Here is a 25600-nt window from a genome sequence, read left to right on the forward strand (position 1 = left end):
ACAGCAGCACGCACTGGTCGGCCAGCCAGTCGTTGAGCGCCGCCAGCGAGCCGAACGTCGGCACCTTCTGCCAGAGCCGGTGGCGGCTGTCCTGGACGTTCTTCTCGATCTGCCCCTTCTCCCAGCCGGAGGCGACGTTACAGAACTCGGCGTCAAACAGGTAGTGGCTCACCATCGCGCTGAACCGCGCGTTGACCTCACGCACCTTGCCGGGACGCACCCTGTCGACGGCGGTCTTCATGTTGTCATAGATGCCACGGCGTGGAATGCCGCCCCACGCCACGAACGCATGGTGATGCGCGTCGAACAGCATCTCGTGGGTTTGCAGCAGATAAGCCCTCAGGAAGAAGGCACGGCTGTGACTGAGCTTGAGCTGCGCGACCTGCAGCTTGGTGCGCTCGCCGTTGATGACGGCCCAGTCCTCACTCCAGTCGAACTGGAACGCTTCGCCAGCGGCAAACCGGAGCGGAACGAAGGTGCCCCGTCCGGTCGTCTTTGCCTGCTCGTGCTGTTCCTGTCGCCAGCGCCGGGCAAACGCAGCGACACGATCATAGGAGCCGGTGAAGCCCAGCGCGCAAAGATCCGCGTGGATCTGTTTGAGGGTTCTGCGCTGTTTGCGGGGCCGATTCGCCTCGGTCTTCAGCCAACCAGCGAGCTTTGCAGCAAACCCGTCGAGCTTGCTGGGGCTGTGGCGCTCGGGATATGCCGGCAGCACAGTGTCGGCACGTATGTAGCGCCTGACCGTGTTTCTGGACACGCCCAGTCGTTTGGCAATCTCGCGCAACGAGACATGATCGCGAAAGTGCCAGCGTCGGATGATGCTCAATATAGCCACGTCGATCACTCCGTTCCCCTGCCCGTTGCCGAGCAGGTCAGTGTTCTACGTGGGTCAATATTCGATGCAAACTACTGCGTAGGGTGGGTCAGGATTCCGTGCAAATCAACACTTTGGACTAACATCGAAAAGTTCGCTCACTTTAATTATGTCAAATACATCGGAATCCTACATAATTAGCTGCAAAAAAACCCGTTTGCTTGCACAAAGCTGTTCGGGGGTTTTGTGGAATTTTGTTTCTGGCGGTTTGCGTAGCGCTTGCCACCGACGGCGCGGGCCAGAAGGCCGACCGATAGACCGGGCGAGCAACAATGTTATGCAACGGTGTCCGCGCAGTCCGCTGGCAAGCACACGACCACAGCCTCGGACTCGTCGCCGTCACTTTGCCGTAGACGGTGCGCAGCACCGTCCAGCGACTGTCCTTGCGGTTGAAGGCCGCACCGCGGCTCCGACAATGGGTCTGGCCTGAGAGCCACGACTGCACCTGTTTCGAAATGAGCTCGGCCTGCACCTTTGCCAGCAGCAACCGCCCTTCCGCGAGAGTCAGGCCCAGGTCGGCAAGACAGCAGTCAGGGCGCTCAATGACAGCCAGAACTCCGTCAACTTTCTCAACCGTATCATTGTCTCCGTCGGCCGACCTTGCTTCGATGATCAACCGCATGGCTTGCTCCCACCGTTGCGAGACCGATCAGCCTACTCCAGACGAAACCGATGCCGCTGCCGGAAGCACAAGAGGCCCTCCTTGGGAGCCTCCCCAACTTTGCACGCTCTCGTCCACGACCGGGCAGGTCGCCGTCAATGCCTTCGCAGGTGCGCTTGAATTTCGCGCGCATCGAGGGCCGAGAGATCTTCGTTGATCTCCTCGAAAATCATCTGACGCGTCTCCTCGCTCAGACGTTCGCGCAGCATCCCGAGAAACTTCGGCTCCACGGCGAATCGTAATCGCTGATACCGTTGATGAAGCCGTCCCTGTTCGACGCGGTCGGCGACGGTCTTCGCGAATTTTTCGCGATCCTTCTCGCTCAGCGCCGGTCCATTCGGGACGACATTGACGAGGTCTTCGATTTCCCGCAAGTCCAGTTTAAGTCCCGGTGTCTCGAAGATTCGTGCACGGCTGCCGTCCGCAACGACAACCCAGGTAGTGACAGCCATGGTGATCCTCTCAGCGTGATCGGTCGCCAGCTCGGCGGCCATCGCAAATCGTCGTGTGACGCCAGCGAGCTCGCCGGTCAACGACAGTCTATCTCCAACGCCCATCGATGACGGACCGTGGGGCCTCCCCGCGCTCCTGCGCGAGCGACGGATAGTCGGTATACCCGCGCTCGCCGCCTCCGTAGAACGTGGACGGATCCGGCGAATTGAGCGGAGCGTGCGACCGGAAGCGTTCCGGCAGGTCGGGATTGGCGATGAACAAGCGTCCGAACGCGACCAGGTCCGCGTTGCCGTCCTCGAGCCATCTTTCCGCACTGCTGGCGTCGAACCCGCCCGCGACCATCAGCACACCGCGATAAGTGCGGCGTATCATCTCGCTCATGCGTTTCGCGCGCTCCGTGAAAGCGACATCCTCGCCGGTCGCCGCCAGCGCGGGATTGACGATGTGCAAATAAGCCAGCCCGTATCGGTTGAGCTTCTCGATGACGTAAGAAAAGGTCGCCTCGGGATCGTCGTCATGCATGTCGTTGAAGGTGCCGAGAGGAGAGAGCCGTACGCCGACCTTTTCCGGCCCCCACACTTCGCAAACCGTTTCGATCACCTCGAACAGCAGCCTGGCCCGACGCTCGCTCGACCCGCCGTATTCGTCCGTGCGGCGGTTCGTGCCGGACAACAGAAACTGGTCGAGCAGATACCCGTTCGCTCCGTGCACTTCGACGCCGTCCATACCGGCAGCCTTTGCATTTCGCGCACCCCTGAAGTATTGGCGCACGAGATACGGCATCTCCTCGACCTGCAGCGCGCGAGGCGTGACGCAGGGCGCGACGACACCTTCGCCGCGCTCGTTCTCGATGAACGCCTCCGCTTTCGGCCGGACCGCAGAGGGCGCAACGGGCAGCATTTCATCGGGCTGCAACGAGGGGTGCGATATGCGGCCGACGTGCCAGAGCTGCATGAACATCAACCCGCCCGCCTCGTGCACGGCGTCCGCCACGAGCCGCCAGCCTTCGACCTGCTCGCGACTATGGATCCCAGGCGTCCATGCATAGCCCTGTCCTTGCATCGACACCTGCGTCGCCTCGCTGATGATGAGCGCGGCCGCTGCGCGCTGCGCGTAATAGCAGGCGTTCAGCTGCGACGGTATGTTGCCCGGCCGGCTCGCGCGCGAACGCGTCAGCGGCGCCATCACGACACGATGACGCAGGTTGTGCGGTCCCACCTTTACGGGTTCGAAGAGCTTGCGCAGCGGGATTTGTTGATCGTGCTGCCCGGCTTCCCCGGGCGCGATTTCCGTATCAGGCATAAATTCCCTCCTTATATTTTTGACCGGGCCCGAAAAGCACTGCATAGCCGCTTCGACGCGTCGGCGTCAATCACATCGACAGGATCCCGGTTTCCGCCCAGTCTAGCCATGACCCGCGTGCGCCTCTTTCCGGTTTCTGCCCAGATATGTCACGATCCTGCGGTCACCCGGTGCATCGTTCCATCGGGTCCGATGCGGCCCGCCATGCCCTCAGCTCTGGGCTTTTACAATGCGCGTCGTTACACTCGACACTCGACTAGGTCAGTCCCATGCCATTTGAGAAGAACTGGTTCGCGGCTCAGCAAAGCGAACCCATAATTCCCCCAGCTACAGAATTCGTCAAACGGGGGCAAGGTCAAGGTGTCGGAATTATTGTTCAGGAATTCTTGTTCTGATCAACCCCCGGGGCAGTATCCACTTCGAGATACTCGTGTCGCTCTGGTTTAATCGCGAGCGCGCAAGTCCCGCGATCATTGTTTTGCTCGCAACTTCGCCAAATGAATCAGCTACCGGCGTTCCGGTGGGCTAGTCGGAATGCGCGTGGCGTCACACCGCTGTATCGATGAAACACTTCGGTGAAATGCTGCTGAGTCTGAAACCCCGCGCGCGCGCCAACGTCAACCAGGGGAATGGTCTCCTCGCGCAACATCGTCCTGGCAAATTTCACCCGTTCGAGTGTCACGTACTGATGGGGCGGGGTACCTGTCGCCGTTTTGAAAACGCGCGCAAAGTTTGATGCACTCATGTGCACCAGCACTGCGAGTTGCTCGACCAAAATGGTTTCGGCTATGTGCTCATGAACAAAGGCTTGAATGCGAGTCAGCATTTGACGCGTAAGAGGCGTGTCCGGCTCGGCTGCACCAGCACAGTGCCCGCAGCGGAAAGCGATGTGCACCGAGATGACATCTGCAAAAGCGTCGGCGCAGGCAGCGTCGATGAGATCCGCATGATGCAAAGCAGCCAATGTGTCCGCGGCCTCGCGCAGGAACGGATCCCAAGACCTGGACCATTTCGGGACCGCGTCAAACGCTTCTTGCGAGACTTGCCCAAGTACGCCCGATTTGAGTGCGATAACCCATCCCGTGGGATCGTTGTCAGCGACTGTGGCCAACTGCGCCCCCGCCGGAATAACTGCGACAAATGGTGTACCTATTAGGATGACATGACTCATTCCGAGGTCGTCGCAGCCCGCAGCCTGCACAACAGTGCTACCTGTCGGCATAACGAGCCGAAGTCCCTGCACTGAATTCAGGCCACCATCGACGAAAGCGACGTTCATTGCTTGGCAGCGTAACCCGTGATTCGGGGTCGACCCTATTTCTTGCTTCATGATAAGCAGAAGTCTCCTCCTTGACTCGTTGCACATCTAAGGTTACGTCGAATTCAAGGCTGCTTAAGGCAGATTCGTAATATGGGCGGAAGAAACCCGACCTCGTTGATGGAGATGCTGCTGAGCTATATTGCTGCGCACCTCGGAACGACGCTCGACACGCTGTTAGCCGGGATTCAAAGCAATCCATCGCTCCTGAAGGCATTCAGCAAGCTGTCGCTCACGCCGGGTATTGCGTGGCGTTCGAAAGCAGTCAGGTTCGTGAAGCGGCATGCCATGCGCACCGCACGCGCGTCCGCGATCTGGGGACATCGATCGGACTTGGCTTGGGTAAGGCGTCGCGCTCGAATGGAGCCTGCCGATCATCGCGATCCCGACCAGGTATGCAGGCTCAGAGATGACACCAATCTATGGTCTGACCGAGGACGGTCTGAAAGGTATGGGACGCAACCTGCGTGTGTTGCCGAAGACGCTTATCCACGACCCGGGCTGTCACGTGAATTGCCGCCCGACCTGTCTTTCGTGAGCGGCCTCGATGCCACTGCGCATGCAGCGGAGGGGGTTGTATGCTCATGATGGCAATCCAGTCATGTCCCTGATGGCTGATGACTGATGGCTGACAACTGGATGACGGAATACGTGCGTTGGCGACCGGATTGCGCGGCATCAAGAACGAGCCCTAGAGCCTGTTAGCGCACAGTGATTGTCTCTGCGGTGCATGGCTATGCGGCTGTGTGCTGGGCACGTTGGAATGGCGCTGCATCACAAGCTTTGTCGTACTCTTGGCGAAAGCTTCAACCTGCCGCATGCGGAAACGCACGCGATCATATTTGCCTTGCGCACTGGCATACAACAGCGCGGCGTCGCCTGAGGCCATGACACGAATCTGACACGCGCAGGCCGCGAGAGCGCTGCGCATGGTGTCTTCGATGCCTGGACGAAGGCTCGGCGTTCCATCTGGCTTGCGCGAGACTGGCATGCAGGAATCTGACCTCGATAAAGCATGCGAAATAACCCTGTCGAATCCCTATTGGAATCCGCGACCTTTCAAATGTGAGCCGGTTGGGGCGCTACTTCAGAACGCCTGGAACGGAAACGCGCCCCGCACCTGAGGGTCGAAAGTTCGGGCAGAAGGCTTGCTTGCCACGCGACCGGCCGGTGGGCGGGCGGGCGCGGGATGCCTGTCGCGCTCCAGTGGGGCTGCACGCGCGGTTTGATATGTTGCCCGACAACATTGTCGTCGGCTTCCCATTAAGTAGTTGAAGTGTAGTGATACTGAAAATCGTGCTCGACGAGGCAGTCAACACTTCGGACCAGTTGAGCTGTTTTGCTGCATCGGCTTATTGTCAAGCCACCCCACGGTTTCAACGTCGCACCCTTTGCGGAGCGGTTCCCGAAGCTCGACCGCTGGCGCGAGTTGCTGCACTACATCTGTGCGCGCATCACCGCGCGTACGCCGCTGCAACGCCGACCGATCGCTGCGATCACAAGAGGATAACTGCGGCTTTTAGGGTAAAGGGTCTCCTGAGCGGCGCTTGACGCTCAAGCAGTTTGCTCCCTTCGACGCTAGACTGTAGTGAGCAGCCAGGTGCTCGCCGAATGCGACGTTACCTGGAAACCTTAGCGGGAATGCCGATGATTTCACACGTGCAATTGCTTGAGGCGATCTTGCGCATGGTCGCGGCAGTGCTGGTGGGTTGTATCGTCGGGCTCGATCGAAACCTGCACGGCAAGCCAACCGGTGTCAAGACGCTAGGCCTCGTTGCGCTTGGTTCCTGTCTCGTCACGATGGCCGGCATGTCCTTCGAACTGCACGGTTTCAGCGACAGCAGTGACGCCGGCCGTGCGATTCAGGGCGTCATTACGGGCATCGGTTTTCTCGGCGCCGGGGTAATCCTGCAAAACCGCGCCACCGGCAGGATCAGCGGCTTGACGACGGCGGCTTCGATCTGGGTCACCGCCGCGCTCGGCATTGTGTGCGGCATCGGCGCATGGCAGATTGCGGGTATTGCCACCGCCCTGCTCCTGCTGCTGCTCTCGGTGGGCGGCAGCATTGAACGTGCGTTGCACCGGCGCTGGTTAAGAAAGTCGCCTGAAGAGCAGGCGGCGGTCATGCGGCACGACGAATAGTCACGCAGCCGCGCACTAATCCGCGCACTGCCCATGGAACGAATGTGCCGCGCGTCAAATGCATCGATCGTGGACGATGCGAGACATAAGTCAGTGATGCTCGCTGTAGTCGGACCTCGCCTTAGGTGTCGCGCGTACCTTTGCGTATTGAAACTCGGGCAGCGCCTTGATCGCATCTTTCGTCGCACCGGCAAGCACTAGTTTGCCATTGACGAAATCGAGCTGCTCAATCGGAATGGCCACGTCGTGATGCGACACCCCCAGAAACTGGTTTGCGGCGACGATTGCAAACGATACCGACCGATCCGGTGCCACGATAATGTCATGAATGACACCGACACGCTCACCCTTCTCGTTGAAGACCGGCTTGTCCATGATCGACTTTCTCACGCTCCAGCCTGCCACGATCGCGGCCGACTCTTCCACGCTGACACCAAGCGGTTGGGCGCCGGCCACCTGGGCGTTCGCGTCTGGAGCGAGTCCAAGCGACGACGCGAGCAGCAATACAAGGAGATTCGCTTTCATGAGATTCCCTTCGTTCTGAAGTTGACGGTACGACACCGGGCCAGCAATGATCGGGCTAACGCTAGACCGTGCGCGGCGTAAATTCATGTTAGAACGCCTCACGGCGAGCCGCTATAAAAAAAGCGGTGATGGATCGGGTTATTTTGGTGCGTCTGGGATGCCAATCTGGATGCCATTCAGCACGCGTCCTGAATGAACGCAGAATTGCGAAACGCATGGCAGAAACGCGAAAGAATCGCAGATGCGTAGAGCCTAGACTGAAGTTGATCACCTGACGGTACAGCTTGGAGTCCCACATGGATGAACTGCTTGGACGCGCTTGGTGGATGCTCATTCTGCGTGGCACGGTAGCGCTGCTGTTCGGCATTCTGGCGCTATTCTGGCCTGGTCTCACTCTGCTACTGCTTATCACCCTCTTTAGCGCCTACGCAATCGCCGGCGGCATTGTCGCGATTGGTGCGGCCATCCGCTACCGCGCGACGCACGGCGGCTGGTGGGTGCCCTTGCTGCTCGGGATCTGCAGCATCGGCGCCGGTACGATAGCCGTCTTAGTGCCGGGCATTACCGCGCTCGTGCTGGTCGCCGTTATCGGCGCAAACGCGATCCTCACCGGCGTTTTCGATCTGATCGCAGCAATGCGGCTGCACAGGCGCCTGCGCAATGCGTGGATGCTGGTGCTAACCGGCGTGCTGTCCGTGCTGTTTGGCATCTTCGTGCTGATCTTTCCGGGCGCCGGCGCACTAGCGCTCGTGTGGCTGATCGGCGTGTATGCGTTGTTCACGGGGGCGCTGCTGTTCGTACTCGGCGTCACTGCGCGTGCCTGGCACCATGACGGCCTGACCGGCGAGCCACACGCGCCATTGCATCCGTAGACGCACCGCTCACGGACACTCGTAGGTGACAGGATCAAACCCGCGACCAACCCCGTGCCGCTCGCATCCGGAGGTTCAATGGACCACCCGTCATCTCCAGCGGTCCAGCCTCAGGTCTGGCACTGGCGCACCTCACGTAAGGAGAATCACATGCTTCTGGATCTCGACAAATGGAATCCGTTCCGGTTTTTACGCTCGCACCCCGCGCAAAAAAACGCATCGGGCCAGACCGGTGCGCCGCGCATCAATCAGGAGAGCGTCCGGCAAAATGGGCAACAGACGGGCGGCACGCAAACGGGTAACGGGGCACCGATTGCAGCGGCTGCTGCGCCGGTACTCGCGCCTGCCAGCTGGCCGCTGCCTGATCCGATTCATCTGTTTGCCGAATTGATCCGCGATCCGTTCGGCGGGCGTGGACCGCTCGGGAGCTGGTTCGGCGACTTCAGCGCGAGCGAGTTTCAACCGCGGATCGACGTCACCGACGAAGGCGACGCACTGCGTATTGTCGTTGAATTGCCGGGCATGACCCGCGACGACGTCGAACTCGAAGTGATTGAAGACATGCTGATCATCAGCGGCGACAAGCGCTTCGAATCGACCAGCGAAGAACAGGGATGCTATCGGGTCGAGCGGTCGTTTGGACACTTTCAGCGCGCGGTCCCGCTGCCCGCGGGCATCGATCTCGATCGGGCAGAGGCCAGATTTGAAAACGGCATGCTGACGCTGCGCGTCCCCAAAGCGGCCGGAGAACCGGCAGCGAAGCGGCGCATCGAGATCAAATAGCGCCGTCCCTACACCACGGTCAGGCCTATCGTGAAACAACTCGTCAGCTTCCGGAGTCTCGGTGATTCGGCCCACGCCAGCATCGAGCAACAGATTGGTGAACTGGCGGCGCACCATCCGAAGCGGCATCTGCACCCGTCTTCGACGGAACTGGTCAGTTTGCGGGCGGGTGTCGAAAGGGACACGCTGTGTAGCGGCGACGCTTATCGCGTAAAGCTGCGACTGGTACTCACGCGAACCGCCGGGGAAGAAGCCGAACACGTGGCGGATTTCAGCGCCTTCGCGGGCATCCCGGCATATCCATTGAAGAGGGCGCGCTGCACCGCTACGCTGGTTGGGATCCCAGACGAAGTCGGCGAGGCGAACAGCAGATTTTCGGATTCTGGCAACCGGACGAAACGCTCAAGGTCGAAGACGCGCTGCCCGGCAGCGGCGAAGAACCCGAAGAGGCAGCGAGCGGGCATGAAGTGCGCGCACTCACGGGCAAGCTACTGAGCCCGTTGCCCGCGTGGCGGCACGCGGTGCTGCCAGTGCAAGTGGACGATGTGCCACTGCGGGAAGTCGTGGCACACCTCGACACGGACGAAGCCACCGTGCGGCGCGGGCTTGAGCATGCCGATGCGTTCCTGCGCACGGTTAGGGGTACTGGGTACCACGGGAACAATGGATCGATCGGCGTGCCGTCCACTGGATTGCCCCGTTTCGAGTGCAGCGCGAGCCCAGCGCGCAAACAAGGCGACATCGGAATAAGCAGCGGAACAGATATTTCCACCCACCCATTACCCGCCCGGGAAGCGATGCCCTAGCGGACGAAAAGGAGTTCATCATGGCCGAGTGCAGTGTTTGTGGAAAGCCCGCAACCTCGCAGATCACGATCACCGAAAACGGCCAACGCCGTCAGCTGATGCTATGCGATGAGCACTACATGGAGTTCATGGCGCGCAATCAACGCCGCCTGTCGCCGCTCGAGTCCCTCTTTCACGGCGGACTTTTCGAAAGTCTGTTCGACGACATGTGGCCACAGACGGAAGGCGGCCGCGGTAGCCGGTCACACATCGGACGCGCGCCCGGACAATCCGCCGGCGCGGATCAGGGTACAGGCGCCGGTAGCGGGCAAATGGGCGATTCAGCGGACGGACACCCAGGTGGCCGCACACGCCGACATCGCCGGGCGCGTGAAGCGGTGGACCTGCAGACGTATCTGAGCCAGAGCGGTCTGGACCGCCTGCAGGCCGCGGCGCAAGCGGCGGTCGAATATGGCAAGAACGAAGTCGATACGGAACACCTGTTGCTAGCGCTTGCCGATAACAATGTGGTGCAGGAAATCCTGCGTGAATTCAAGCTTGATCCCGAAGAGATCAGGAAAACCATCGACCAGACCGCGCCACGCGGCACCCGCAAGGAACCGGGCGACAACGAACAGATCGGCGTGTCGCCACGTGCCAAGAGTACGCTGGAAAATGCGTTGAAGTCGTCGCTGGAACTGGGTCACAGCTATGTCGGACCAGAGCACATTCTGATTGGGCTCGTCGAGGAAGAAGACGGCTTTGCCGGTGAATTGCTGCGCAAGCTCGGGCTGTCGCCGCAATCGCTGCGGCAAAAAGCAGTCAAGGTAGTCGGCAAGGGTGCCGAAGACGGCAAGATGGAAGACCGCTCCACCACGCCCACGCTCGACAAGTACGCGCGCGATCTCAGCGCGCTTGCGCGTCAAGGGAAGCTCGATCCGGTGATCGGCCGTGACAAGGAAATCGAAACCACCATTGAAGTGCTCGCACGGCGCCGCAAGAACAATCCGGTGCTAATTGGCGAACCCGGTGTGGGCAAGACTGCTATCGTCGAAGGCCTCGCGCAACGCATTGCTCAGGACCAGGTGCCGGAAGTGCTGCGTGGCAAGCGCGTGGTCGAACTGAATATCAATAGCGTCGTGGCGGGTGCGAAGTATCGTGGCGAATTCGAGGAACGCGTCAAGCAGGTGCTGGATGAGATCATCGAGAACCAGGACCGTCTGGTGGTGTTTATCGACGAACTGCATACGATTGTCGGCGCCGGCCAGGGCGGCGGCGAAGGCGGCCTCGATATCGGCAATGTCTTCAAGCCGGCGCTCGCTCGCGGTGAGCTGCACCTCGTGGGTGCGACCACGCTGAACGAATACCAGAAGTACATTGAAAAGGACTCGGCATTGGAGCGGCGCTTTCAGCCTGTGATGGTGCCTGAGCCTAGCGTCGAGGAAACGATCGAGATTCTGCGTGGCCTGCGTGACCGGCTCGAAGCGCATCACAAGGTGAAAATCACCGAAGAGGCGATCGCTGCTGCGGCAAAGCTCTCGGACCGCTACATCGCCGCGCGCTTTTTGCCCGACAAGGCAATCGATTTGCTCGATCAGGCCGCCGCCCGCGTGCGCATATCGTCGAATTCGCGTCCGCAGCCATTGCACGATATCGAGGCGAGCATCCGCCGCATCAAGCAGGAACAGGACGCGGCCAGCGCTGCAAAGCAATTCGATAAAGCCAAGGAACTGGAAGAACAGCTCGTCGCGGAACAAAAAAGCCTGCATGAAACCACTGAAACGTGGAAGAAGGAGCGCGGCACCAGTTCGCAGGAAGTGACGGCGGAAGACATTGCGCAGATCGTTTCGTCGCTCACGGGCGTACCGTTATCTGAACTCACGGCCGAGGACCGCGAAAAGCTGTTGCGACTGGAAGACCGCCTGAAGGAGCGCGTGGTCGGCCAGGATGAAGCCGTCTCCGCGGTCGCCAAAGCGGTGCGGCTTTCGCGCGCCGGTTTGACGGAGGCCGGCAAGCCGACCGCGAGTTTCCTCTTTCTTGGACCTACGGGTGTGGGGAAAACCGAACTCGCGAAGGCGCTTGCCGCTTCGGTGTTCGGCGACGAGAACGCGCTGGTACGCATTGACATGAGCGAGTATTCCGAGCGTCATACGGTGGCACGGCTGGTTGGCGCTCCGCCTGGATATGTTGGCTACGAGGAAGGCGGGCAACTCACCGAGCGCGTGCGGCGCAGGCCATATTGTGTGGTGCTGCTCGACGAAATCGAAAAGGCGAACTCGGAGGTGCACAACCTGCTGCTGCAGCTGTTCGACGAAGGGCGACTCACCGACGGCAAGGGACGTCTGGTCGATTTCACCAACACGATCATCATCGCGACCAGCAACATCGGCTCACAGCTGATCCAGGACAACATGAAGACCGACTCGAAGCAGCTCGACTATCCTGAGCTGCGCGACCGGTTGATGGAAATCCTGCGGCATCATTTCAGGCCGGAGTTTCTCAATCGCGTCGACGAGGTGGTCGTGTTTCGTGCGCTCGGCAAGGAGCAGATTCGCAGCATCGTCGATCTACAACTTGCGCGCGTACGGCGTACGGCGCTGGCCCAGGGCATCGATCTGTCGTTCGACGATGGCTTGCGCGATCACCTCGCGCAGATCGGCTATGACCCCGAGTTCGGCGCGCGGATGCTCAAACGCAAGATCCGTCTTGAAGTGGAATCGCAACTCGCCGATGCGCTGTTGCGAGGCGACGTGCACGACGGCGACAAGGTCACAATGACCTACGACTCGGGTACGCACTCTGTGCATGTGCAGAAAGGAGCAGCGCCCACAGAAGCGCCCAGCGAGGCGTCGAAGCAGGCACCGGCGCATGCGTGACGCTGGCATGCTGAAGAACGCGACGCCGCCCGCACGTGCGGGTGGCGTCGCCGTCACGATTCAAGTTCCCCTGCGACGATCTCGTCTCGATAGCACCAGATCCACGTTTCGCCGGGTTCGATTGAACGCGCCAGCGGATGGCCGGTCGCGTGAAAATGCTTGCTTGCATGCCGGTTGGGCGACGAATCGCAACAGCCGACGTGTCCGCACGAAAGACAAAGCCTCAAATGTACCCACGGCCGGCCAAGCTTCACGCAGTCCTCGCAATAGTCGATGGGCGTGTGGAGAATGCGGGCCTCGCCCAGGTGCGTGCAGCCAGGGGTCATGATCGTACTCCTCGGACAGGTACGCGCAGACATGCGCGGATCAAGGTTGCGCTTGCGCTCAAGCGCTATTCAGATAGCGATGCACCAGCGCCACAGCCATTGCGCCCTCGCCGACTGCCGACGCCACACGCTTGATCGACGCGTGGCGGACATCGCCCGCGGCGAATACGCCAGGCACACAGGTTTCCAGATGCAGCGGCGCGCGTTCGAGCGGCCATTTCAGGTTCGCCCGATATTCCTGCAGGTCGGGACCGGTCACGAGATAGCCGCCTTCATCGCGGACAATGCCAACTTCGCGCGCCCATTCGGTCTGCGGCACGCCGCCAATGCAGACGAATAGCCAACTCGTCCTTACCGTGCGGTGCCGGCCGGTGCGCACATCGGTCAGCGTGATCGCCTGCAACACGTCACTGCCTGCGAGCGCGGTAACTTCGGTGCACGTGCGCACTTCAATGTTCGGCGCCGACGTGATGCGATCCACCAGGTATTGGGACAACGTGTTCTTAAGCGATGCGTCACGCACGAGCATATAGACGCGGTTGGCGGACTGCGAAAAATGCATGGTGGCCTGTCCCGCCGAATTGCCGCCGCCCACCACATATACGTCTTCGCCATGGATCAGCGCGGCCTCGCTCGCGCCGGCGCCGTAATAGAGGCCCGCGCCGAGAAAGCGCTCTTCACCTGCCAGGCCTAGCGTACGATATGCCACGCCGGTCGCGCAGATAGACGTGCGCGCCGTGATACGTGTGCCGTCTTCCAGATACACGATGCCCTGGCCGGGCAGAAATTCCGCGCGCACGCCGGCGCGAGCCAGCAGGATTTCGGCGCCGAACTTGATGGCCTGGGCGCGCGCCCGTTCAGCGAGCTCCGCGCCGCTCACGCCCTGTGGAAAGCCCAGATAGTTCTCGATTTTCGAACTGCTGCTTGCCTGGCCGCCCAGTGCCAAACGCTCCACCAGTACGGTGTGCAGCCCCTCCGATGCACCGTAAACCGCCGCGCTCAACCCCGCGGGTCCTGCGCCGTAAATCGCCAGATCGTAGGCCTCACGGGATGGACTCGCAAACCAGCCGAGCTTCTCTGTGATTTGCCGGACGGTGGGACATTCGAGCCGCGTTCCGTCGTGGAAGACGCAGACCGGCAAGCGCGAATCGGAAAGATGCTGCACGTGCGCCAGTTCCTCCGCTTCTTTATCGCTGCCCAGCTCGATCCATTCGAACGGTATGTCGCAGCGATGCAGGAAGTCGCGTATCGCGTAGCCATTTGCGCTGCGCATGCGTCCATAGATCCTGACCATGAATATGCTATCCGCCATTGAGGACGTTCAGAACATTCTTTCGTTTCTCGCGCTTCACAAGCAGGCGGCCGCGCCGGGATAACGGTGGTTGGCCGTATTCGTGCACTGTAGGTCCATCGAAGGGTAGCGTCTTTCGCTCAACTGCCGGGTTTTGTTCGCTTTTCGCTGATGGTTCCATCACGTCGGGTCGTGCGACTCTTCCAGCTTGTGATCGACAAAACGCATGCCCCATTCGATGCCGTCCCGCACCGCCTCCTCCTGCGCAAGCCATTCCGGCTGAACCGTATCCGGACGGAATTCGGCCACGGTGCCATCGGCATGGCGCACACTCACTTTCGCCTGCCACGCGCCGTATGCGTTCTGCTCCGGCTGTACCACGATCTCGTAGCCTCGATGTTCAAACACGTGCGTTTGCATGAGCCGCTCCGGTTTCGTATCAAGGCGTCAATCTGGAAGCACGAACTCGGTACGCATGTCTTCGATCACCTTCTGGAGATGATGTGCGCAATCTGCGCCGGGGTCATTGAGCGGCACTATGTTCCAGTTGCGGCCGGATGCGTCCGGCGGATGCCGCTCTGGCAGCGGTATGCGCACGCGCAAAGCTCCCGGCATGTCAGCGGCGATTTTCGCCATGCGGTTCTGCAGTTCGTCGCGAATCTGCTCAGCGGTTCGAACGGTCTTCGGCATCGGTCTGCCTCCCTCGGTCGCACGTCCGGATCGTGACTGAATGGCGCATGCGTTCCTCTTGCGTGAGCATGCGCCACCGATGCTTTAAGTCTAGTCGCTAATCCGGGTATGTTTGGACAATCGGTCGCTTCTGCGGACTGCATCACGGGAGGGCGCGCCGCAAAGCTGCTTTTCGGAAAAATGCGCAAAAAGCCGAAAGACGCCGGTGTGCAAAGGCCCGATCCTCTCCAGGTCAGCCCGCATCGCATCTGAAGCGGGTGTCCGCGGCTGATGAGCTGCTGGTGAGCTGGCAAAAACGAAGATACTCGACCTGCCAGACCCAAGTGACCGGGCCACGCTTGAACAGGTCGTACAGGCGCTGGATCGGGGGCGCGGTGTCGAGGTCCTGACGCTCGACGTAATGTTCCGGTGCGCAATAACCGAAGCAAGCCAGCGCGTATGCAGGTGCCATTGAAGCAGGCGACACCGGCCCGCGACGGAGACTGGTTGTTTGTTATTCAAGATACGCAAGCGGACCAACGCGAAAAAGCCGCGCGTGACGCGCGCGGGGCTGCATTGAACCGTGCCGTCACGCGATACCTCCCAAGACCTGCACAGATCGTATGAGCGGTTGATGACCAGTCGGCGCATCCTGGGTGGGGCAGTTAGTGACGGAATCCCCGATGGGCGCTGCCCAAATGGCGTATTCCATATTGCGCTCGTCGGGGTACAGTGCATGGACCTGCTGCTTCAAGCCTGGTACCTCTTCGAGTACATGACAGGTACCCTGCACCAGAAACGCGAAATAGTTCGATCGTTGTTATCAAATACTGAATACGTCAGTTCTGTTTTGGGCAGCTATCCGCAAAGAACCCGCGCAAACGCGAAGGACCGTAGCATGTGCGTTACGCGACCGTCGAATGAACTGTGCACGGCGCATGTGCAATCCACGCACGCGCGCGGTGCGTTCGCGGCCCAGCGACGGCCGCCCGGGAGCCAAATCATGGAAACAAAGAAAAGCTGGCTGCGCAAGGATCTCGATACGTTGCGTCTACAGTGGGACATGCTCACCTTTTATGAACGATTCGAGCAGCTTGTCGCGCATGTGCTGAGCGTCGTGATTTCCGTCATCATCCTGGTGTCGCTCTGGCAGTTGATCCGCGCGGTGATTTCATTGCTGGTTTCGGACGCGCTGAACCCGCTGGATCACGCGGTGTATCAGACCATCTTCGGCATGGTCATGACGCTGCTGATCGCTATGGAATTCAAACATTCGATTACGCGCGTGATGACGCGGCGCGATCACATCGTGCAGGTCAAAACGGTGCTTCTGGTTGCGCTGCTGGCTATCGCCCGCAAATTCATCATTCTCGATCCGGCCAGTGCGCCCGCCCAGATCGCGGCGCTTGCGTTTGCGCTGGTGGCGCTGGGGAGCGTCTACTGGCTGATGCGGCAGCGTGATGACCCGGCCGACGCGACGGCCGCCGAGCAAGCGGAGCGCGATCGCGTGGCGCACGCGCAGCGACAGCAAGGGGTACGGCCCGGCGAAGGCGGGCAGCGCGACAAGTGACCCGACTCGCCATGCTCGTCACGTAATGACAGCGTACGCGTCAGTGGAGCGGACGGCGTCGACGGTCACGCGAAGTCCGGCCGCCTCCGATTGCAAGTCCGAGGCGACCGCGGGAATGCGGTCGCTATTGACTGCCTCGCTCGTCTCCTTCATTGTCGTCGTCGTCATCGCGTCGGTAATCGTTGGCGCTATAACGACGACTGCGTTCCGCCGCCTTCGACACGTCTGTCGCCCTCAGCCGGCATCGCGCCGATCTGGCCCGGCTGCTCCAGTGCGCGGTGGGCTAACGGTTCCGTCATCGCAAGGCCGCGGCCCAAGCGCTGGATATCATGCCAACGCTCGCGATCCCACAACCGCAGGTGAGCGATTCGGTCGATGTCCGGCTGCAGAAAGACCAGCTTGAACACGCCGATGTGCTGGAGGAACTGATCGGGCAGTTCCGGGACGTCCTGCAGATTCTCCAGGACAAGGGCGTATCGGAGCGCAACCGCTTGCCGAAAATCCGCGAGGCGCTCGGTGACCCGGCCGAAGCGCTCGCGCAATGCAACGAGCACATCGCTTATGCCGGGCAGTTCGATCTGCCGTTCATGCTCGTGCCGTACCGCACCCAGCGCTCGCTGCGGTTCCAGTGCCTGGACGTGTTGCCGCTGCAATCGAACTCGCAGGCCCGCGCGGTGCTGGTCGCGCTCGCGTGGCTGCAAGGTTTCCGGAATGCGCACAGCGAATACCTGCTGCTGACCGACAACGACCTCGCGAACCTGCCGCTGGACTGGTTGCCGGAGAAGTGGCAGCACGCGGTGTTCCCGCACGGCCGGGACAGGCCGGATTCTGCACCGCCGGTTCTTCGAGCTACGCAAGCCGGGCAAGGAGCCCGAGCCGCCGAACCGCACGCTGATCGATCAGGCCATCACCGCGTCGACGCCGCAGCTCAGCATCCTGGATCTCCTCACCGAAACCGAGCAGTGGCTCGACCGGCATAAACTGTTTGGGGTGTCAATCAAGGCGGGCAGGATGACGCCGTCGACGATCCTTCGCCGCCGCGGCTCGGAGAGCACGAAAAACAAGGTCTGCTTCGCATTCCGGGAGCTGGGGCGCGTGATCCGGACGTTGTTCCTGCTGAAATATCTCAAGGGCCCGGAGCTGCGTCGCACGATTCACGCGGCGACCAACAAGAGCGAGCAGTTCAACGACTTCGCTCAGTGGCTGATGTTCGGTGGCGAAGGCGTTATCGCTGAAAACGTCCGGCGCGAGCAGCGCAAGGTGATCAAGTACAAACACCTCGTCGCAAACATGGTGATCCTGTACAACATCCAGTGGATGTCGCGCAAGCTGAAGGAACTGCAGGAGAAAGGGCATCCGGTCGACGCCGAGGTCCTCAAGGTGCTGTCGCCGTACCGGCGCGAGCACTCAACCGGTTCGGGGACTATCTGCTGGATCTCCTACGCCCCGTTCCACCGCTCGATCCGACCATCGATTTCGCATTCAAGTCAGCTGCCTAGACTGAGATATGGCGGATTGCAGCCGCTAAAAACAAAAGCCACGGGGCGAGCCCCGTGGCAATTCACTAGGGGCGAAACCTGGCCCGCCTGGACGATCTTCCACCGCGCTATTCAACGTTCCAGTAGAACGCCGCCTGCGTGCTGCCTTTGCTGGCAATGCTGACGGTCTTCGTCTGATCGCGGTCCTTGTAGGTCGCGTGCACCGTATAGCGGCCGGGACGCAGCTTGACCAGCATGAACGGGCCGAGCGAATCGGCTTGCAGCACCTCGTTGTTATGTGCGTCGACGATCCGGACGTGGACATCAGCGAGAAAGTCCGATCCCGGTCCGATAAACTGCATCGACAGCGGCCAGTGGCTTCGCGCGCGCTTCAGCGCCGTCGATTCGTCCTGGCCGACGCCGCCCGACACGTAGGGCACGTCGCCCTGTTGCTGGATCTGCGGCAAGCCTCCGCCGTTAGCGTTGCCGGCACTGCTGTCGGTGACGGTGCCGCCGACCGCTCTAGTGGCTTGCGCCGCAAACGCGTTGCCGGCAGGGCCGAACGCGAACGCAGCCGCGAGGGCCGCGGCGACAGCCACATGCTTGTTGTTTTGTGCTTTCATAGCATCCCTCCTTACGTCTGAACATCTGGATTGCGCTGAAAATCGCTGGTGCGCGCCCGCCCCCGTTGATCGACGAGACTGCGCTCTCCTGTTACGAACCGGCTATTAACTCCGAGCCGCCACACCGATGCAGTGTGCCTCACGATCAGTTCGCCGGAGGCGGCGGCGAACCCGGGGGAGGCGGTGGCGCGGGCACATAGCGACCGGTGGCTGGCGCGGTCATGAGATGGCCGGAGAGCGGAACGCGATCGCCGGCCGCGTACATGCATTGCACGTATGCGGAGTCGTAGCGGCGCTGCACCTCATCCGCGGAAGTCCGCGCAGCGCCAGCGCCGAGTACGCTACCCGCAAGCAAGCCGGCACCCGCGCCCACGGCTGCGCCACGGCCGCCGTTGAACGCCGCGCCTGCAGCCGCGCCGAGTGCCGTACCTACCGCGGCGCTGCCTACCGCGCTGGTGGTCGCGGCCTGGTTTGCGGAGACTCCGCCCACCTGCTCGGATGCAAATTGCGTGCACGAGCCGTCGTCGGTGCGGAACTGATCAAAGGTCTTGCCGGTGCCCGGCAGTGCCATGACGCTGGGAGCCGTCGGCGCGATCGTGCAGGCGCTGACGCAGGTCAGCGAGGCGAGTAGAGCGAACACAGAACGTTTCATTTCATATTTCCCCGGATCGTCAATTGGATGATGCTGGCTGGACTGGCACTTCACGCCACCCACCAGTGCATTCCTTCACATACGGGTAGTACGCTTTCGAAGCGTCGCAGTAGTACCAGGACCCGCCTGGTTGCACCGGTCCGGCTGACGGCTGGCCTTGTTCGACGTAGTTGTCCGGGACGGCCGGCACGGCTACGACAGGCGGGTAGTAGTAGTACGGAACCGGGGCCACCGGGTAGTAGTATGGGTATACCGGCCCGACGAAGACGCCGACGCGTGCGGCATGCGCTGCGCCGCTCGCGCAGCCGCCGGCAAGTGCTAACAGCAAGATGGAAATTTTCAGCCGCTTCATAACGGTCTCCTAGACAGCTAGATAGAACACGTCTGAATCGTGAATTCGCCCTGATTCGCCGTAACAAAAAGCAGTACTGAACGCTAAACCATTCCTGTGCGCAACAGAATTACCGTGGCATCACTGGATTTTCCCGGTTGTTACACGGCGGGCTTCAGCGCTGTTCCGGCTCCATGCCGGGCGCGAAACCGACGCACCTGACGGACCGGATGCTGGGCGGGAAGCACCCGAAGAGTTCGTCGATCCGCCGCTGAGAGCGCTCGAACTCGCTGAAGAGGTCGCTCCCGAAGTAGAGATCACTCATGGTCGTATCCTCCTTTCATCCACCAATAGAAGACGAACGGGCGCACGCGCTCCAGTTCACCTGCCAGGCCTCTGGCAAACAAATCGAATCACGCGGCGTGATAGCGCGACTGCCTGAGCGAAACCCAGAATCGGAACACCCGCACGAAATTTCAAGGGGGTGCGCAGGATAGCCGCAGGGGCGTGACGGCTTGTCGGGACAGCCGTCGATCACCGCCCTGTGACCTTGAAAAACCGATGGCTCGACGCGGTGATTTCTTAGCCGTCGCTGACCGCCAAGGTCTCGGTTTGTGACAAGCCGTCCAGGGTGAATTGCGAATTTCGAATACTGAATCGGCGGCACCGAGCCGAGTTTTTGCGCGAGCAGGCGTTCGTAGACGCCAAAATTCAGATTGACCTCGGCCTGCGCAACCGTGTTTACCGTCAGCTGCTCGGGCAGCAAGCCGAGCAGACAACGTGACCGCGCCGTCCTTGACCGCGACCCCAATATGACGGATCGATGTCCGGATCCCACTTCAGTTCGTACTCCTCGTCTCGCTTGATGTCGTCGTCGGTACTCATCGCTGCGCTCGTCGGTTTGTTGATGGACTAACGTGCGCACGCGGGCTGCGCCACGCGAATTCATCCATCGTAAAGCGTGCCGACGTGCATGTCTTCCCTTTGCCTGCGCAGTTATTGCGCATTGCTGCTTTTAGTTCCGCCCTTCCTTGCGAATGAACATGGCGACTTCGCGAACGTGGAACGGCACTGTCAACATAAATGGGCCTGAAGCCTAGCCCCCGATCACAGTAAATTTCTCCGTTGGGCCGTAAGACTTTCCGACTGGTCCGGGGGCCTCGAACAAATCCACGCACAGGAAACGCTTTTTGCAGCGCGTCGAGAAGCTCGCTCTGTTGCTTTCCAGTACCGACGACGGCTGAGTCTACTTCTTCGCAGGTTGTTCCTCGGGCTCAGGGTGAACAGCAATCGGATCGCTCGCAGGAAAGGTCTCTTCGAGCGCTTCGTCGAGTTGTTCGTCCAGGGTCATCGGCGCTTCCGGCTCCTCGACTTTCGACTTCCGGGGGGCGACGCGGCTTACCTTTGTCATATTGCGCTCCATGAGGGAACCAGCGGAATTTCGCTATTGCAGCGGCGTTGCGTACATGCAATCACGGTTATCGGAGGCGGAGATCGCCACCTTCATCACGCAGATCGAAAATCGCGGCATCGACGACATCCAAATCGACGTCACCGATCTGCCGGGTGGCGCGAGAGATCGGCGCGTGCGTGAAGCAGGAGATGCTCGACCCCGGCATCGTGACTACAAGCTCCTCGCGAAGATCGGTTCTGAGTTGAACAAGCCTGAAAGGCTCGCGTTTCTGACGCCGCACGATCTGGCATGCAGATACTCTCCGGGTTTCTCGATTTGGCGGCGCTCTGTGTGCTCGCCTTGGAACCCGAACGCTAACGGCGGGCATTACCTAAAGGGAACATGTCGTTCGTTCCACACACATTTTGTACTTCCGGCGCGCTTCCGTCTTACAAGCGACCTGGATCTCAGACGCAGCACAGACGGCTAGGTCGAGTGTCTTGCCTTCGGCGCATAGCGATCTTATCTGTGGGCAATTCACATACACGAGCCCTGACAGGACGACCGCTGCGAGCGCCGCAATAGTGGTGCTTCCTGCTTTCATGCCGTCCTCCACCGGACGCGCCGTACGGGATTCGAACCGGTGACCAACGGATTAGAAGTCCGTTGCTCTACCTCCGGAGCTCACGACCCGAAAGAGACCTTGCCCGCCGCTTGTCCCACGTGCACATGTGTTCTCAACGACCTTGTTGCCCCAGGAAGCACATCCAGTGACGAAGCGTCCGCTACAGCACGGTCGGCCGACGCTCAATTCGCGCAACTGCTGAATTTCGATTCTCCGGCCTTCAGATGCGGTCATATTAATCTTCGGAAGGTTAAGCGTGAGCACTCTCCAATGTCGAACTGCGCGTCGATGTGATCGACGTCCACACCGTATGGTCCGCATAATTGTCGGGGTGTCGATCCGACCTAAATGCGAACCTCAACAGAATTCAAGATCACAACCCTGATGCAGCGCAGGGGTGCTCATGCTGTCGTGCCGCTGCTGTTCAAGCTCTCTAGCGCCTTCTTCAGGCGTTCCTCCTGGTCGTTCGTGAGAGACGTCTTTAATAGCTTTCCGCCGAAAGGCTTCAGCTCTGGCAGGACCTTGTCGAAATTCACGCGACGCACGAGGATGAAGAGCGCCGACGAACCCGGCTCAATGTTCTGGCCCGTCGAACGCATGAAATCGTCATCGATTCCATAGTCCGAGAGCGCGCCCGATAACGCGCCCGTGCTAGCACCGATGGCCATGCCCGTTGCCAGCCCGACGAGCGGATTGAGCAACATCAGCCCAACCAGCGCGCCAAACATACCGCCCCAAGCCGCGCCGCTGAGCGCGCCGATCTTGACTAGATCGACGGCTTGCTTGAGGTGTACCTTGCCCTTTGCGCTACGGACCACGATGCAGGCATCCTCAAGGTCGATCAGGTGCTCCTTTTGCATCTGCTGGAGTTTGGTCAATACCTGGTCGGCCGTCTCTTCGCCTTTGAAGCTTACAACGACTAGATCGCTCATCGATTTGCTCCATTTCTCTGTGAAATAAAACGAGACCCTTTCGCGGCAAGACGGTTGAATTCATGCTCAGCTCAGCGCGGCGCGCAAGCCGGTCGACCGCGCCGCGAAGCAGCGGTGGTGCCAGCCAGCCTTGCATGTCCCGCCCGGCGCGTACCTTCGGACGTCGACGTGGCCATTGTGCCGATGACGATGACATCAAGACTAGGCTCTTGCCGGTTGCACTTCTTCCTCATTCCTGCAAAGACGTGTCGGATCTCTGCGCCCCAGCTGCGCTGGCTTTCAGATGTGAACGTACGGCAGCATTCCGCAAAAACTGCGCAGGCGTAGGGAAGAAAATCTGCCCCGCGCGCCCTACCGTGGCCCTACCGTGGACGGATGCGTGCGGTGCAGGGCGTAGCCCGCGCGCGCGTTAGCCCATTAACAAACCGACTAGGAGCAGCGATGAGAACCGACGAAGACATCAAACGAGATGTGGAGTACGAACTGAAGTGGGATCCGGACATCGATCCATCAGATATCGGGGTTGCGGTCAAGGACGGCGCGGTCACATTGTCTGGTTTCGCACGCAGCTTCCGGCAAAGGCGAAAGGCCGAGGAGGACGCGACGCGTGTGCGCGGCGTGAAGGGGGTCGCAAACGATGTGGAGGTGCGGTTGCCTCTGATCAACAAGCGGCCCGATCCGGAGATCGTGCGCGAGATCATTGCCCAACTGAAGGCCGAGCTACCTTATGCGGCGGACACCATCAAGGCGGTCGTCAGGGACGGAGACGTGACGCTGAAGGGCGAAGTCGAATGGGACTACCAGCGCCGCCGTGCGGCCGACACGGCGCTGCGGGTGAGCGGCGTAACCGGCCTGACGAACGAGATCGAGATCAAGCCGAAGGTCAAGCCCGAGGACCTCAAGCGCAAGATCGAGGACGCGTTCAAGCGCAACGCGGAAGTCGACGCACAGCACATCACGGTCGAGGCCGAAAGCAATAAGGTCGTCCTGCGCGGCAAAGTCCGCTCATGGGCCGAGCGCGAGGAGGCCGAGCGGGTAGCATGGCTTGCCCCCGGTGTGATGCAGGTCGACAACCGGATCACCATCGATTACTGACGGGCTGCTGGAGACCGGGCGGCTCGCTTGCATACCTACGTGGCCGAGGGGCGGGAAAGGACACAGCACCAAAACCGGAAACACCCTCAGCGCTCCTGACCGCCGCCTATACTGCCAGAATGACTTGGGTTGATGATACCGCTCTTCGGCTCGTTGCAACGTGAATTGAACGGACTCGCGAGGTTGTCATGAAAATCCTGGTGGTACTGACCTCACACGACCAGCTCGGCGATACGGGCCGGAAAACCGGATTCTGGCTCGAGGAGTTTGCCGCGCCTTATTACGTGTTCAAGGACACAGGCGTCGATATGACACTCGCTTCGCCAAAAGGCGGGCAGCCGCCCCTCGACCCCAGGAGCGACGATCCGGATTCGCAAACCGAAGCGAGCCGGCGTTTCAAGAGGGATAAGGAAGTGCAAGCGTCTTTGGCAAATACAGCGAAGCTCTCAACTGTCTCGGCCGCGGACTATGACGGCGTGTTCTATCCCGGCGGGCACGGACCGCTATGGGATCTGGCAGAAGATCCGCAGTCGATCGCATTGATCGAAACCATGTATGCGGAGGGAAAGCCGGTCGCCGCGGTTTGCCATGCTCCCGGTGTGCTGCGTCATGCAAAGGCGTCCGATGGCTCTCCGCTTGTGCGCGATAGACCCGTTACTGGCTTTGCCAATTCGGAAGAAGCGGCCGTCGGTCTTACCGAAGTGGTGCCTTTCCTCGTCGAGGACATGTTGAAGAAGAATGGAGGCAAGTATTCGAAGGGGCCGGATTGGCAATCACATGTGGTTGTCGCGGCAAACCTAATTACTGGCCAGAATCCCGCGTCGTCGGAAGCAGCAGCAAAAGCGCTGCTCTCGAGGCTGAGCATGGCCTGATACGACGCTTGAGTTGAAGGAGCGAGTCATGGCAAAGACGACCGGGGCCAGCAGGTCCGAAACCCGAAGCCAATCCAGCGACGTGATACATGTGCCCGAGCCGAAGCTGCACCAGCGCGCACATGAGCTGCAGCCGTACGGTCATGTCGTAAAGCTGCCAATCGCGTTGTCCAAAACCGCGTGCGAAACGGGCATAGAGCTGTTGAATCAGATCCTGGCCGACACTATGACGCTGCGCGACATGTACAAGAAGCATCATTGGCAGGTCGTTGGGCCTACGTTCCGGTCGTTGCATCTGCTGTATGACGCGCATTACGATAAGCAGGTCAAACTCGTCGACACGCTAGCAGAGCGGATTCAACTGCTCGGTGGGGTCAGCATCGCCATGGCTGCCGATGTGGCGGAAATGACCATGGTCCCGCGTCCGCCACGCGGACGCGAAGAGGTGCCGGTACAGCTTTCGCGTCTGTTGGAGGCGCATGAAATCGTCATTGTGGCCACTCGCAGTGCAGCCAGCAAGGCCAACGAGTTGGGCGACTTTGGCACCAATGACGTGCTGGTCAGCGACGTATTGCGCACTAACGAATTGCAGGTCTGGTTCCTCGCGGAGCACCTGATCGACGCGTCTCTGGTGGTCGCACCATGACGTTGATACGGCGATACGCGCTGGCGATCGGCAGAAAGCTTGCCGGACTGTTTGCGGCAACGGCCCAGTGAAACGCGAGATGGGACGCAGTCATTTTTGAGCGCTCGCCGCAAGTACGGAGAGCGACATGAATGCCACGCTAACGGACGCAGGGTTCGGAGCGCCATCAAGATGAACAACTGGTTGCGGGTTTCGATCAAAATCATGACGGCGCTTCTTACGGATTACGAAGGCTGTGCGGAATGGAGTGTTGCAAAGCGCGCGATTTTTGTCGAGGCCAGATTGAAATGTCGTAGCGCTGGCTGAATACAGATGTCGTAGTTTTGATGTCGGGTTTGAGTCTGTCTTTGACGGTTTGAATCCACGTAGTGCCGAAGGACTGAGGTTGACCCGGTTCGACGGATAGATTTGCAGTTGAGTCTAATGCGGTGTGGCACCTCCCGATAAGGTTGAATCGCGGGTTGTCCACGGTCGGGCGGCGGGTCGCCTGTCACGACCACGACGCT

General features: G+C 60.4%; 29 protein-coding genes and 2 pseudogenes. 12 read left to right on the forward strand and 19 right to left on the reverse strand.

Features of this window, described 5'->3' with window-relative positions; all coding sequences use genetic code 11:
• The 5 genes from istA to FSO04_RS38845 all read right to left on the reverse strand — a co-directional run.
• The coding region (gene istA / locus FSO04_RS38825) for an IS21 family transposase (RefSeq protein WP_168435984.1) at positions 1 to 844 on the reverse strand (844 nt) is incomplete at its 3' end.
• A 142-nt stretch (positions 845 to 986) separates the two neighbouring features.
• A complete protein-coding gene (locus FSO04_RS38830; protein ID WP_154566744.1) occupies positions 987 to 1496 on the reverse strand; it encodes a hypothetical protein in 510 nt (169 codons plus the stop codon).
• Between the two features lie 134 nt (positions 1497 to 1630).
• Entirely contained in the window at positions 1631 to 1987 is a 357-nt protein-coding gene (locus tag FSO04_RS38835; RefSeq protein ID WP_154566766.1) for a host attachment protein, read from the reverse strand.
• Between the two features lie 88 nt (positions 1988 to 2075).
• Entirely contained in the window at positions 2076 to 3290 is a 1215-nt protein-coding gene (locus FSO04_RS38840) for an alkene reductase (RefSeq protein ID WP_154566745.1), read from the reverse strand.
• A 502-nt stretch (positions 3291 to 3792) separates the two neighbouring features.
• Positions 3793 to 4620, reverse strand: coding sequence for an AraC family transcriptional regulator (locus FSO04_RS38845; protein WP_166618346.1), 828 nt, complete (start codon positions 4618 to 4620; stop codon positions 3793 to 3795).
• Positions 4621 to 6255: 1635 nt separating this feature from the next.
• On the opposite strand from FSO04_RS38845, the gene FSO04_RS38850 reads away from it, so the two are divergent.
• Positions 6256 to 6750 (forward strand): MgtC/SapB family protein, encoded by a 495-nt coding sequence (locus FSO04_RS38850; protein ID WP_123385959.1) that lies wholly within the window; start codon positions 6256 to 6258, stop codon positions 6748 to 6750.
• Between the two features lie 90 nt (positions 6751 to 6840).
• Here FSO04_RS38850 and FSO04_RS38855 read toward each other — a convergent pair whose 3' ends face one another.
• The gene (locus tag FSO04_RS38855; protein WP_154566746.1) at positions 6841 to 7275 is read right to left on the reverse strand and encodes a PRC-barrel domain-containing protein; all 435 of its coding nucleotides are present in this window, start codon (positions 7273 to 7275) and stop codon (positions 6841 to 6843) included.
• A gap of 296 nt (positions 7276 to 7571) precedes the next feature.
• Between FSO04_RS38855 and FSO04_RS38860 the strand changes: the two genes are divergently transcribed.
• The 4 genes from FSO04_RS38860 (at position 7572) to FSO04_RS38875 (ending at position 12591) form a co-directional block, all read left to right on the forward strand.
• On the forward strand, positions 7572 to 8147 hold the full coding sequence (locus FSO04_RS38860; protein WP_154566747.1) for an HdeD family acid-resistance protein: 576 nt from the start codon (positions 7572 to 7574) through the stop codon (positions 8145 to 8147).
• A gap of 150 nt (positions 8148 to 8297) precedes the next feature.
• Positions 8298 to 8930, forward strand: a complete 633-nt coding sequence (locus FSO04_RS38865) for an Hsp20/alpha crystallin family protein (RefSeq protein ID WP_154566748.1) — start codon at positions 8298 to 8300, stop codon at positions 8928 to 8930.
• A 30-nt stretch (positions 8931 to 8960) separates the two neighbouring features.
• Positions 8961 to 9425, forward strand: a complete 465-nt coding sequence (locus FSO04_RS38870) for a hypothetical protein (RefSeq protein ID WP_154566749.1) — start codon at positions 8961 to 8963, stop codon at positions 9423 to 9425.
• Between the two features lie 331 nt (positions 9426 to 9756).
• Complete coding sequence (locus FSO04_RS38875) at positions 9757 to 12591, forward strand: ATP-dependent Clp protease ATP-binding subunit (protein WP_154566750.1); 2835 nt, start codon at positions 9757 to 9759, stop codon at positions 12589 to 12591.
• A 53-nt stretch (positions 12592 to 12644) separates the two neighbouring features.
• Here the strand turns inward: FSO04_RS38875 and FSO04_RS38880 are convergent, their stop codons facing one another.
• The 5 genes from FSO04_RS38880 to FSO04_RS38900 form a co-directional block, all read right to left on the reverse strand.
• On the reverse strand, positions 12645 to 12917 hold the full coding sequence (locus FSO04_RS38880; RefSeq protein WP_154566751.1) for a UBP-type zinc finger domain-containing protein: 273 nt from the start codon (positions 12915 to 12917) through the stop codon (positions 12645 to 12647).
• A 58-nt stretch (positions 12918 to 12975) separates the two neighbouring features.
• Complete coding sequence (locus FSO04_RS38885) at positions 12976 to 14190, reverse strand: NAD(P)/FAD-dependent oxidoreductase (RefSeq protein ID WP_233465168.1); 1215 nt, start codon at positions 14188 to 14190, stop codon at positions 12976 to 12978.
• Positions 14191 to 14388: 198 nt separating this feature from the next.
• Positions 14389 to 14628, reverse strand: a complete 240-nt coding sequence (locus FSO04_RS38890; protein WP_154566753.1) for a DUF6566 family protein — start codon at positions 14626 to 14628, stop codon at positions 14389 to 14391.
• 27 nt (positions 14629 to 14655) lie between these two features.
• Positions 14656 to 14898 (reverse strand): hypothetical protein, encoded by a 243-nt coding sequence (locus FSO04_RS38895; protein ID WP_154566754.1) that lies wholly within the window; start codon positions 14896 to 14898, stop codon positions 14656 to 14658.
• A 232-nt stretch (positions 14899 to 15130) separates the two neighbouring features.
• Positions 15131 to 15349: a hypothetical protein gene (locus FSO04_RS38900; protein ID WP_154566755.1), complete on the reverse strand. Its 219-nt coding sequence runs from the start codon at positions 15347 to 15349 to the stop codon at positions 15131 to 15133.
• 531 nt (positions 15350 to 15880) lie between these two features.
• Here FSO04_RS38900 and FSO04_RS38905 point away from each other — a divergent pair.
• Complete coding sequence (locus FSO04_RS38905) at positions 15881 to 16447, forward strand: phosphate-starvation-inducible PsiE family protein (protein ID WP_154566756.1); 567 nt, start codon at positions 15881 to 15883, stop codon at positions 16445 to 16447.
• A gap of 18 nt (positions 16448 to 16465) precedes the next feature.
• Here FSO04_RS38905 and FSO04_RS46610 read toward each other — a convergent pair whose 3' ends face one another.
• Positions 16466 to 16615, reverse strand: coding sequence for a hypothetical protein (locus FSO04_RS46610; protein ID WP_166618344.1), 150 nt, complete (start codon positions 16613 to 16615; stop codon positions 16466 to 16468).
• Between the two features lie 161 nt (positions 16616 to 16776).
• On the opposite strand from FSO04_RS46610, the gene FSO04_RS47960 reads away from it, so the two are divergent.
• Together FSO04_RS47960 and FSO04_RS47965 are read left to right on the forward strand one after the other, a co-directional pair.
• Positions 16777 to 17427, forward strand: a complete 651-nt coding sequence (locus tag FSO04_RS47960; protein WP_233465169.1) for a hypothetical protein — start codon at positions 16777 to 16779, stop codon at positions 17425 to 17427.
• A 10-nt stretch (positions 17428 to 17437) separates the two neighbouring features.
• Positions 17438 to 17946, forward strand: a pseudogene (locus tag FSO04_RS47965) (Tn3 family transposase); the annotation flags it as partial.
• A gap of 107 nt (positions 17947 to 18053) precedes the next feature.
• Here the strand turns inward: FSO04_RS47965 and FSO04_RS38920 are convergent.
• From FSO04_RS38920 to FSO04_RS46620, 6 genes and pseudogenes are all read right to left on the reverse strand, one after another.
• Entirely contained in the window at positions 18054 to 18548 is a 495-nt protein-coding gene (locus FSO04_RS38920) for a carboxypeptidase regulatory-like domain-containing protein (protein WP_154566758.1), read from the reverse strand.
• A gap of 145 nt (positions 18549 to 18693) precedes the next feature.
• Positions 18694 to 19200 carry a YMGG-like glycine zipper-containing protein gene (locus tag FSO04_RS38925; protein ID WP_154566759.1) on the reverse strand — a complete coding sequence of 169 codons (507 nt, stop codon included), beginning with the start codon at positions 19198 to 19200 and terminating at the stop codon, positions 18694 to 18696.
• 19 nt (positions 19201 to 19219) lie between these two features.
• Positions 19220 to 19552: a hypothetical protein gene (locus tag FSO04_RS38930; protein ID WP_154566760.1), complete on the reverse strand. Its 333-nt coding sequence runs from the start codon at positions 19550 to 19552 to the stop codon at positions 19220 to 19222.
• Positions 19553 to 19721: 169 nt separating this feature from the next.
• Positions 19722 to 19856, reverse strand: a pseudogene (locus tag FSO04_RS38935) (Hsp20/alpha crystallin family protein); the annotation flags it as partial.
• Positions 19857 to 20278: 422 nt separating this feature from the next.
• On the reverse strand, positions 20279 to 20416 hold the full coding sequence (locus FSO04_RS38940; protein ID WP_233465171.1) for a hypothetical protein: 138 nt from the start codon (positions 20414 to 20416) through the stop codon (positions 20279 to 20281).
• Between the two features lie 361 nt (positions 20417 to 20777).
• Positions 20778 to 20942: a hypothetical protein gene (locus FSO04_RS46620; protein WP_166618347.1), complete on the reverse strand. Its 165-nt coding sequence runs from the start codon at positions 20940 to 20942 to the stop codon at positions 20778 to 20780.
• Positions 20943 to 20997: 55 nt separating this feature from the next.
• Here FSO04_RS46620 and FSO04_RS47180 point away from each other — a divergent pair, with 55 nt between their 5' ends.
• On the forward strand, positions 20998 to 21414 hold the full coding sequence (locus FSO04_RS47180; RefSeq protein ID WP_199203096.1) for a hypothetical protein: 417 nt from the start codon (positions 20998 to 21000) through the stop codon (positions 21412 to 21414).
• Positions 21415 to 21950: 536 nt separating this feature from the next.
• Here FSO04_RS47180 and FSO04_RS38945 read toward each other — a convergent pair.
• Positions 21951 to 22481 (reverse strand): DUF1269 domain-containing protein, encoded by a 531-nt coding sequence (locus FSO04_RS38945; protein WP_154566761.1) that lies wholly within the window; start codon positions 22479 to 22481, stop codon positions 21951 to 21953.
• 441 nt (positions 22482 to 22922) lie between these two features.
• Between FSO04_RS38945 and FSO04_RS38950 the strand changes: the two genes are divergently transcribed.
• The 3 genes from FSO04_RS38950 (at position 22923) to FSO04_RS38960 (ending at position 25094) form a co-directional block, all read left to right on the forward strand.
• The gene (locus tag FSO04_RS38950; RefSeq protein WP_154566762.1) at positions 22923 to 23576 is read left to right on the forward strand and encodes a BON domain-containing protein; all 654 of its coding nucleotides are present in this window, start codon (positions 22923 to 22925) and stop codon (positions 23574 to 23576) included.
• Between the two features lie 188 nt (positions 23577 to 23764).
• Positions 23765 to 24448 carry a type 1 glutamine amidotransferase domain-containing protein gene (locus FSO04_RS38955; RefSeq protein ID WP_154566763.1) on the forward strand — a complete coding sequence of 228 codons (684 nt, stop codon included), beginning with the start codon at positions 23765 to 23767 and terminating at the stop codon, positions 24446 to 24448.
• A gap of 28 nt (positions 24449 to 24476) precedes the next feature.
• Positions 24477 to 25094: a Dps family protein gene (locus FSO04_RS38960; protein WP_154566764.1), complete on the forward strand. Its 618-nt coding sequence runs from the start codon at positions 24477 to 24479 to the stop codon at positions 25092 to 25094.
• The last annotated feature ends 506 nt before the right edge of the window (positions 25095 to 25600 follow it).

It is taken from the genome of Paraburkholderia madseniana (genome assembly GCF_009690905.1).
GTDB classification, from domain to species: Bacteria; Pseudomonadota; Gammaproteobacteria; order Burkholderiales; family Burkholderiaceae; genus Paraburkholderia; species Paraburkholderia madseniana.

Excerpts from the sequence above, each read along its gene's own strand:
- FSO04_RS38890 (WP_154566753.1), bottom strand. The coding sequence starts at position 14,628 with ATGCAAACGCACGTGTTTGAACATCGAGGCTACGAGATCGTGGTACAG.
- FSO04_RS38840 (WP_154566745.1), bottom strand. The coding sequence starts at position 3,290 with ATGCCTGATACGGAAATCGCGCCCGGGGAAGCCGGGCAGCACGATCAA.
- FSO04_RS38855 (WP_154566746.1), bottom strand. The coding sequence starts at position 7,275 with ATGAAAGCGAATCTCCTTGTATTGCTGCTCGCGTCGTCGCTTGGACTC.
- FSO04_RS38880 (WP_154566751.1), bottom strand. The coding sequence starts at position 12,917 with ATGACCCCTGGCTGCACGCACCTGGGCGAGGCCCGCATTCTCCACACG.
- FSO04_RS38920 (WP_154566758.1), bottom strand. The coding sequence starts at position 18,548 with ATGAAAGCACAAAACAACAAGCATGTGGCTGTCGCCGCGGCCCTCGCG.
- FSO04_RS38925 (WP_154566759.1), bottom strand. The coding sequence starts at position 19,200 with ATGAAACGTTCTGTGTTCGCTCTACTCGCCTCGCTGACCTGCGTCAGC.
- FSO04_RS38865 (WP_154566748.1), top strand. The coding sequence starts at position 8,298 with ATGCTTCTGGATCTCGACAAATGGAATCCGTTCCGGTTTTTACGCTCG.
- FSO04_RS38955 (WP_154566763.1), top strand. The coding sequence starts at position 23,765 with ATGAAAATCCTGGTGGTACTGACCTCACACGACCAGCTCGGCGATACG.
- FSO04_RS38860 (WP_154566747.1), top strand. The coding sequence starts at position 7,572 with ATGGATGAACTGCTTGGACGCGCTTGGTGGATGCTCATTCTGCGTGGC.
- FSO04_RS46620 (WP_166618347.1), bottom strand. The coding sequence starts at position 20,942 with ATGACAAAGGTAAGCCGCGTCGCCCCCCGGAAGTCGAAAGTCGAGGAG.
- FSO04_RS38905 (WP_154566756.1), top strand. The coding sequence starts at position 15,881 with ATGGAAACAAAGAAAAGCTGGCTGCGCAAGGATCTCGATACGTTGCGT.
- FSO04_RS38940 (WP_233465171.1), bottom strand. The coding sequence starts at position 20,416 with ATGAGTACCGACGACGACATCAAGCGAGACGAGGAGTACGAACTGAAG.
- FSO04_RS38945 (WP_154566761.1), bottom strand. The coding sequence starts at position 22,481 with ATGAGCGATCTAGTCGTTGTAAGCTTCAAAGGCGAAGAGACGGCCGAC.
- FSO04_RS38850 (WP_123385959.1), top strand. The coding sequence starts at position 6,256 with ATGATTTCACACGTGCAATTGCTTGAGGCGATCTTGCGCATGGTCGCG.
- FSO04_RS38835 (WP_154566766.1), bottom strand. The coding sequence starts at position 1,987 with ATGGCTGTCACTACCTGGGTTGTCGTTGCGGACGGCAGCCGTGCACGA.
- FSO04_RS38845 (WP_166618346.1), bottom strand. The coding sequence starts at position 4,620 with ATGAAGCAAGAAATAGGGTCGACCCCGAATCACGGGTTACGCTGCCAA.
- FSO04_RS38900 (WP_154566755.1), bottom strand. The coding sequence starts at position 15,349 with ATGGCACCTGCATACGCGCTGGCTTGCTTCGGTTATTGCGCACCGGAA.
- FSO04_RS38895 (WP_154566754.1), bottom strand. The coding sequence starts at position 14,898 with ATGCCGAAGACCGTTCGAACCGCTGAGCAGATTCGCGACGAACTGCAG.
- FSO04_RS47180 (WP_199203096.1), top strand. The coding sequence starts at position 20,998 with ATGCAATCACGGTTATCGGAGGCGGAGATCGCCACCTTCATCACGCAG.
- FSO04_RS38830 (WP_154566744.1), bottom strand. The coding sequence starts at position 1,496 with ATGCGGTTGATCATCGAAGCAAGGTCGGCCGACGGAGACAATGATACG.
- FSO04_RS38875 (WP_154566750.1), top strand. The coding sequence starts at position 9,757 with ATGGCCGAGTGCAGTGTTTGTGGAAAGCCCGCAACCTCGCAGATCACG.
- FSO04_RS38950 (WP_154566762.1), top strand. The coding sequence starts at position 22,923 with ATGAGAACCGACGAAGACATCAAACGAGATGTGGAGTACGAACTGAAG.
- FSO04_RS38930 (WP_154566760.1), bottom strand. The coding sequence starts at position 19,552 with ATGAAGCGGCTGAAAATTTCCATCTTGCTGTTAGCACTTGCCGGCGGC.
- FSO04_RS38885 (WP_233465168.1), bottom strand. The coding sequence starts at position 14,190 with ATGCGCAGCGCAAATGGCTACGCGATACGCGACTTCCTGCATCGCTGC.
- FSO04_RS46610 (WP_166618344.1), bottom strand. The coding sequence starts at position 16,615 with ATGACGACGACGACAATGAAGGAGACGAGCGAGGCAGTCAATAGCGAC.
- FSO04_RS47960 (WP_233465169.1), top strand. The coding sequence starts at position 16,777 with ATGCCAACGCTCGCGATCCCACAACCGCAGGTGAGCGATTCGGTCGAT.
- FSO04_RS38960 (WP_154566764.1), top strand. The coding sequence starts at position 24,477 with ATGGCAAAGACGACCGGGGCCAGCAGGTCCGAAACCCGAAGCCAATCC.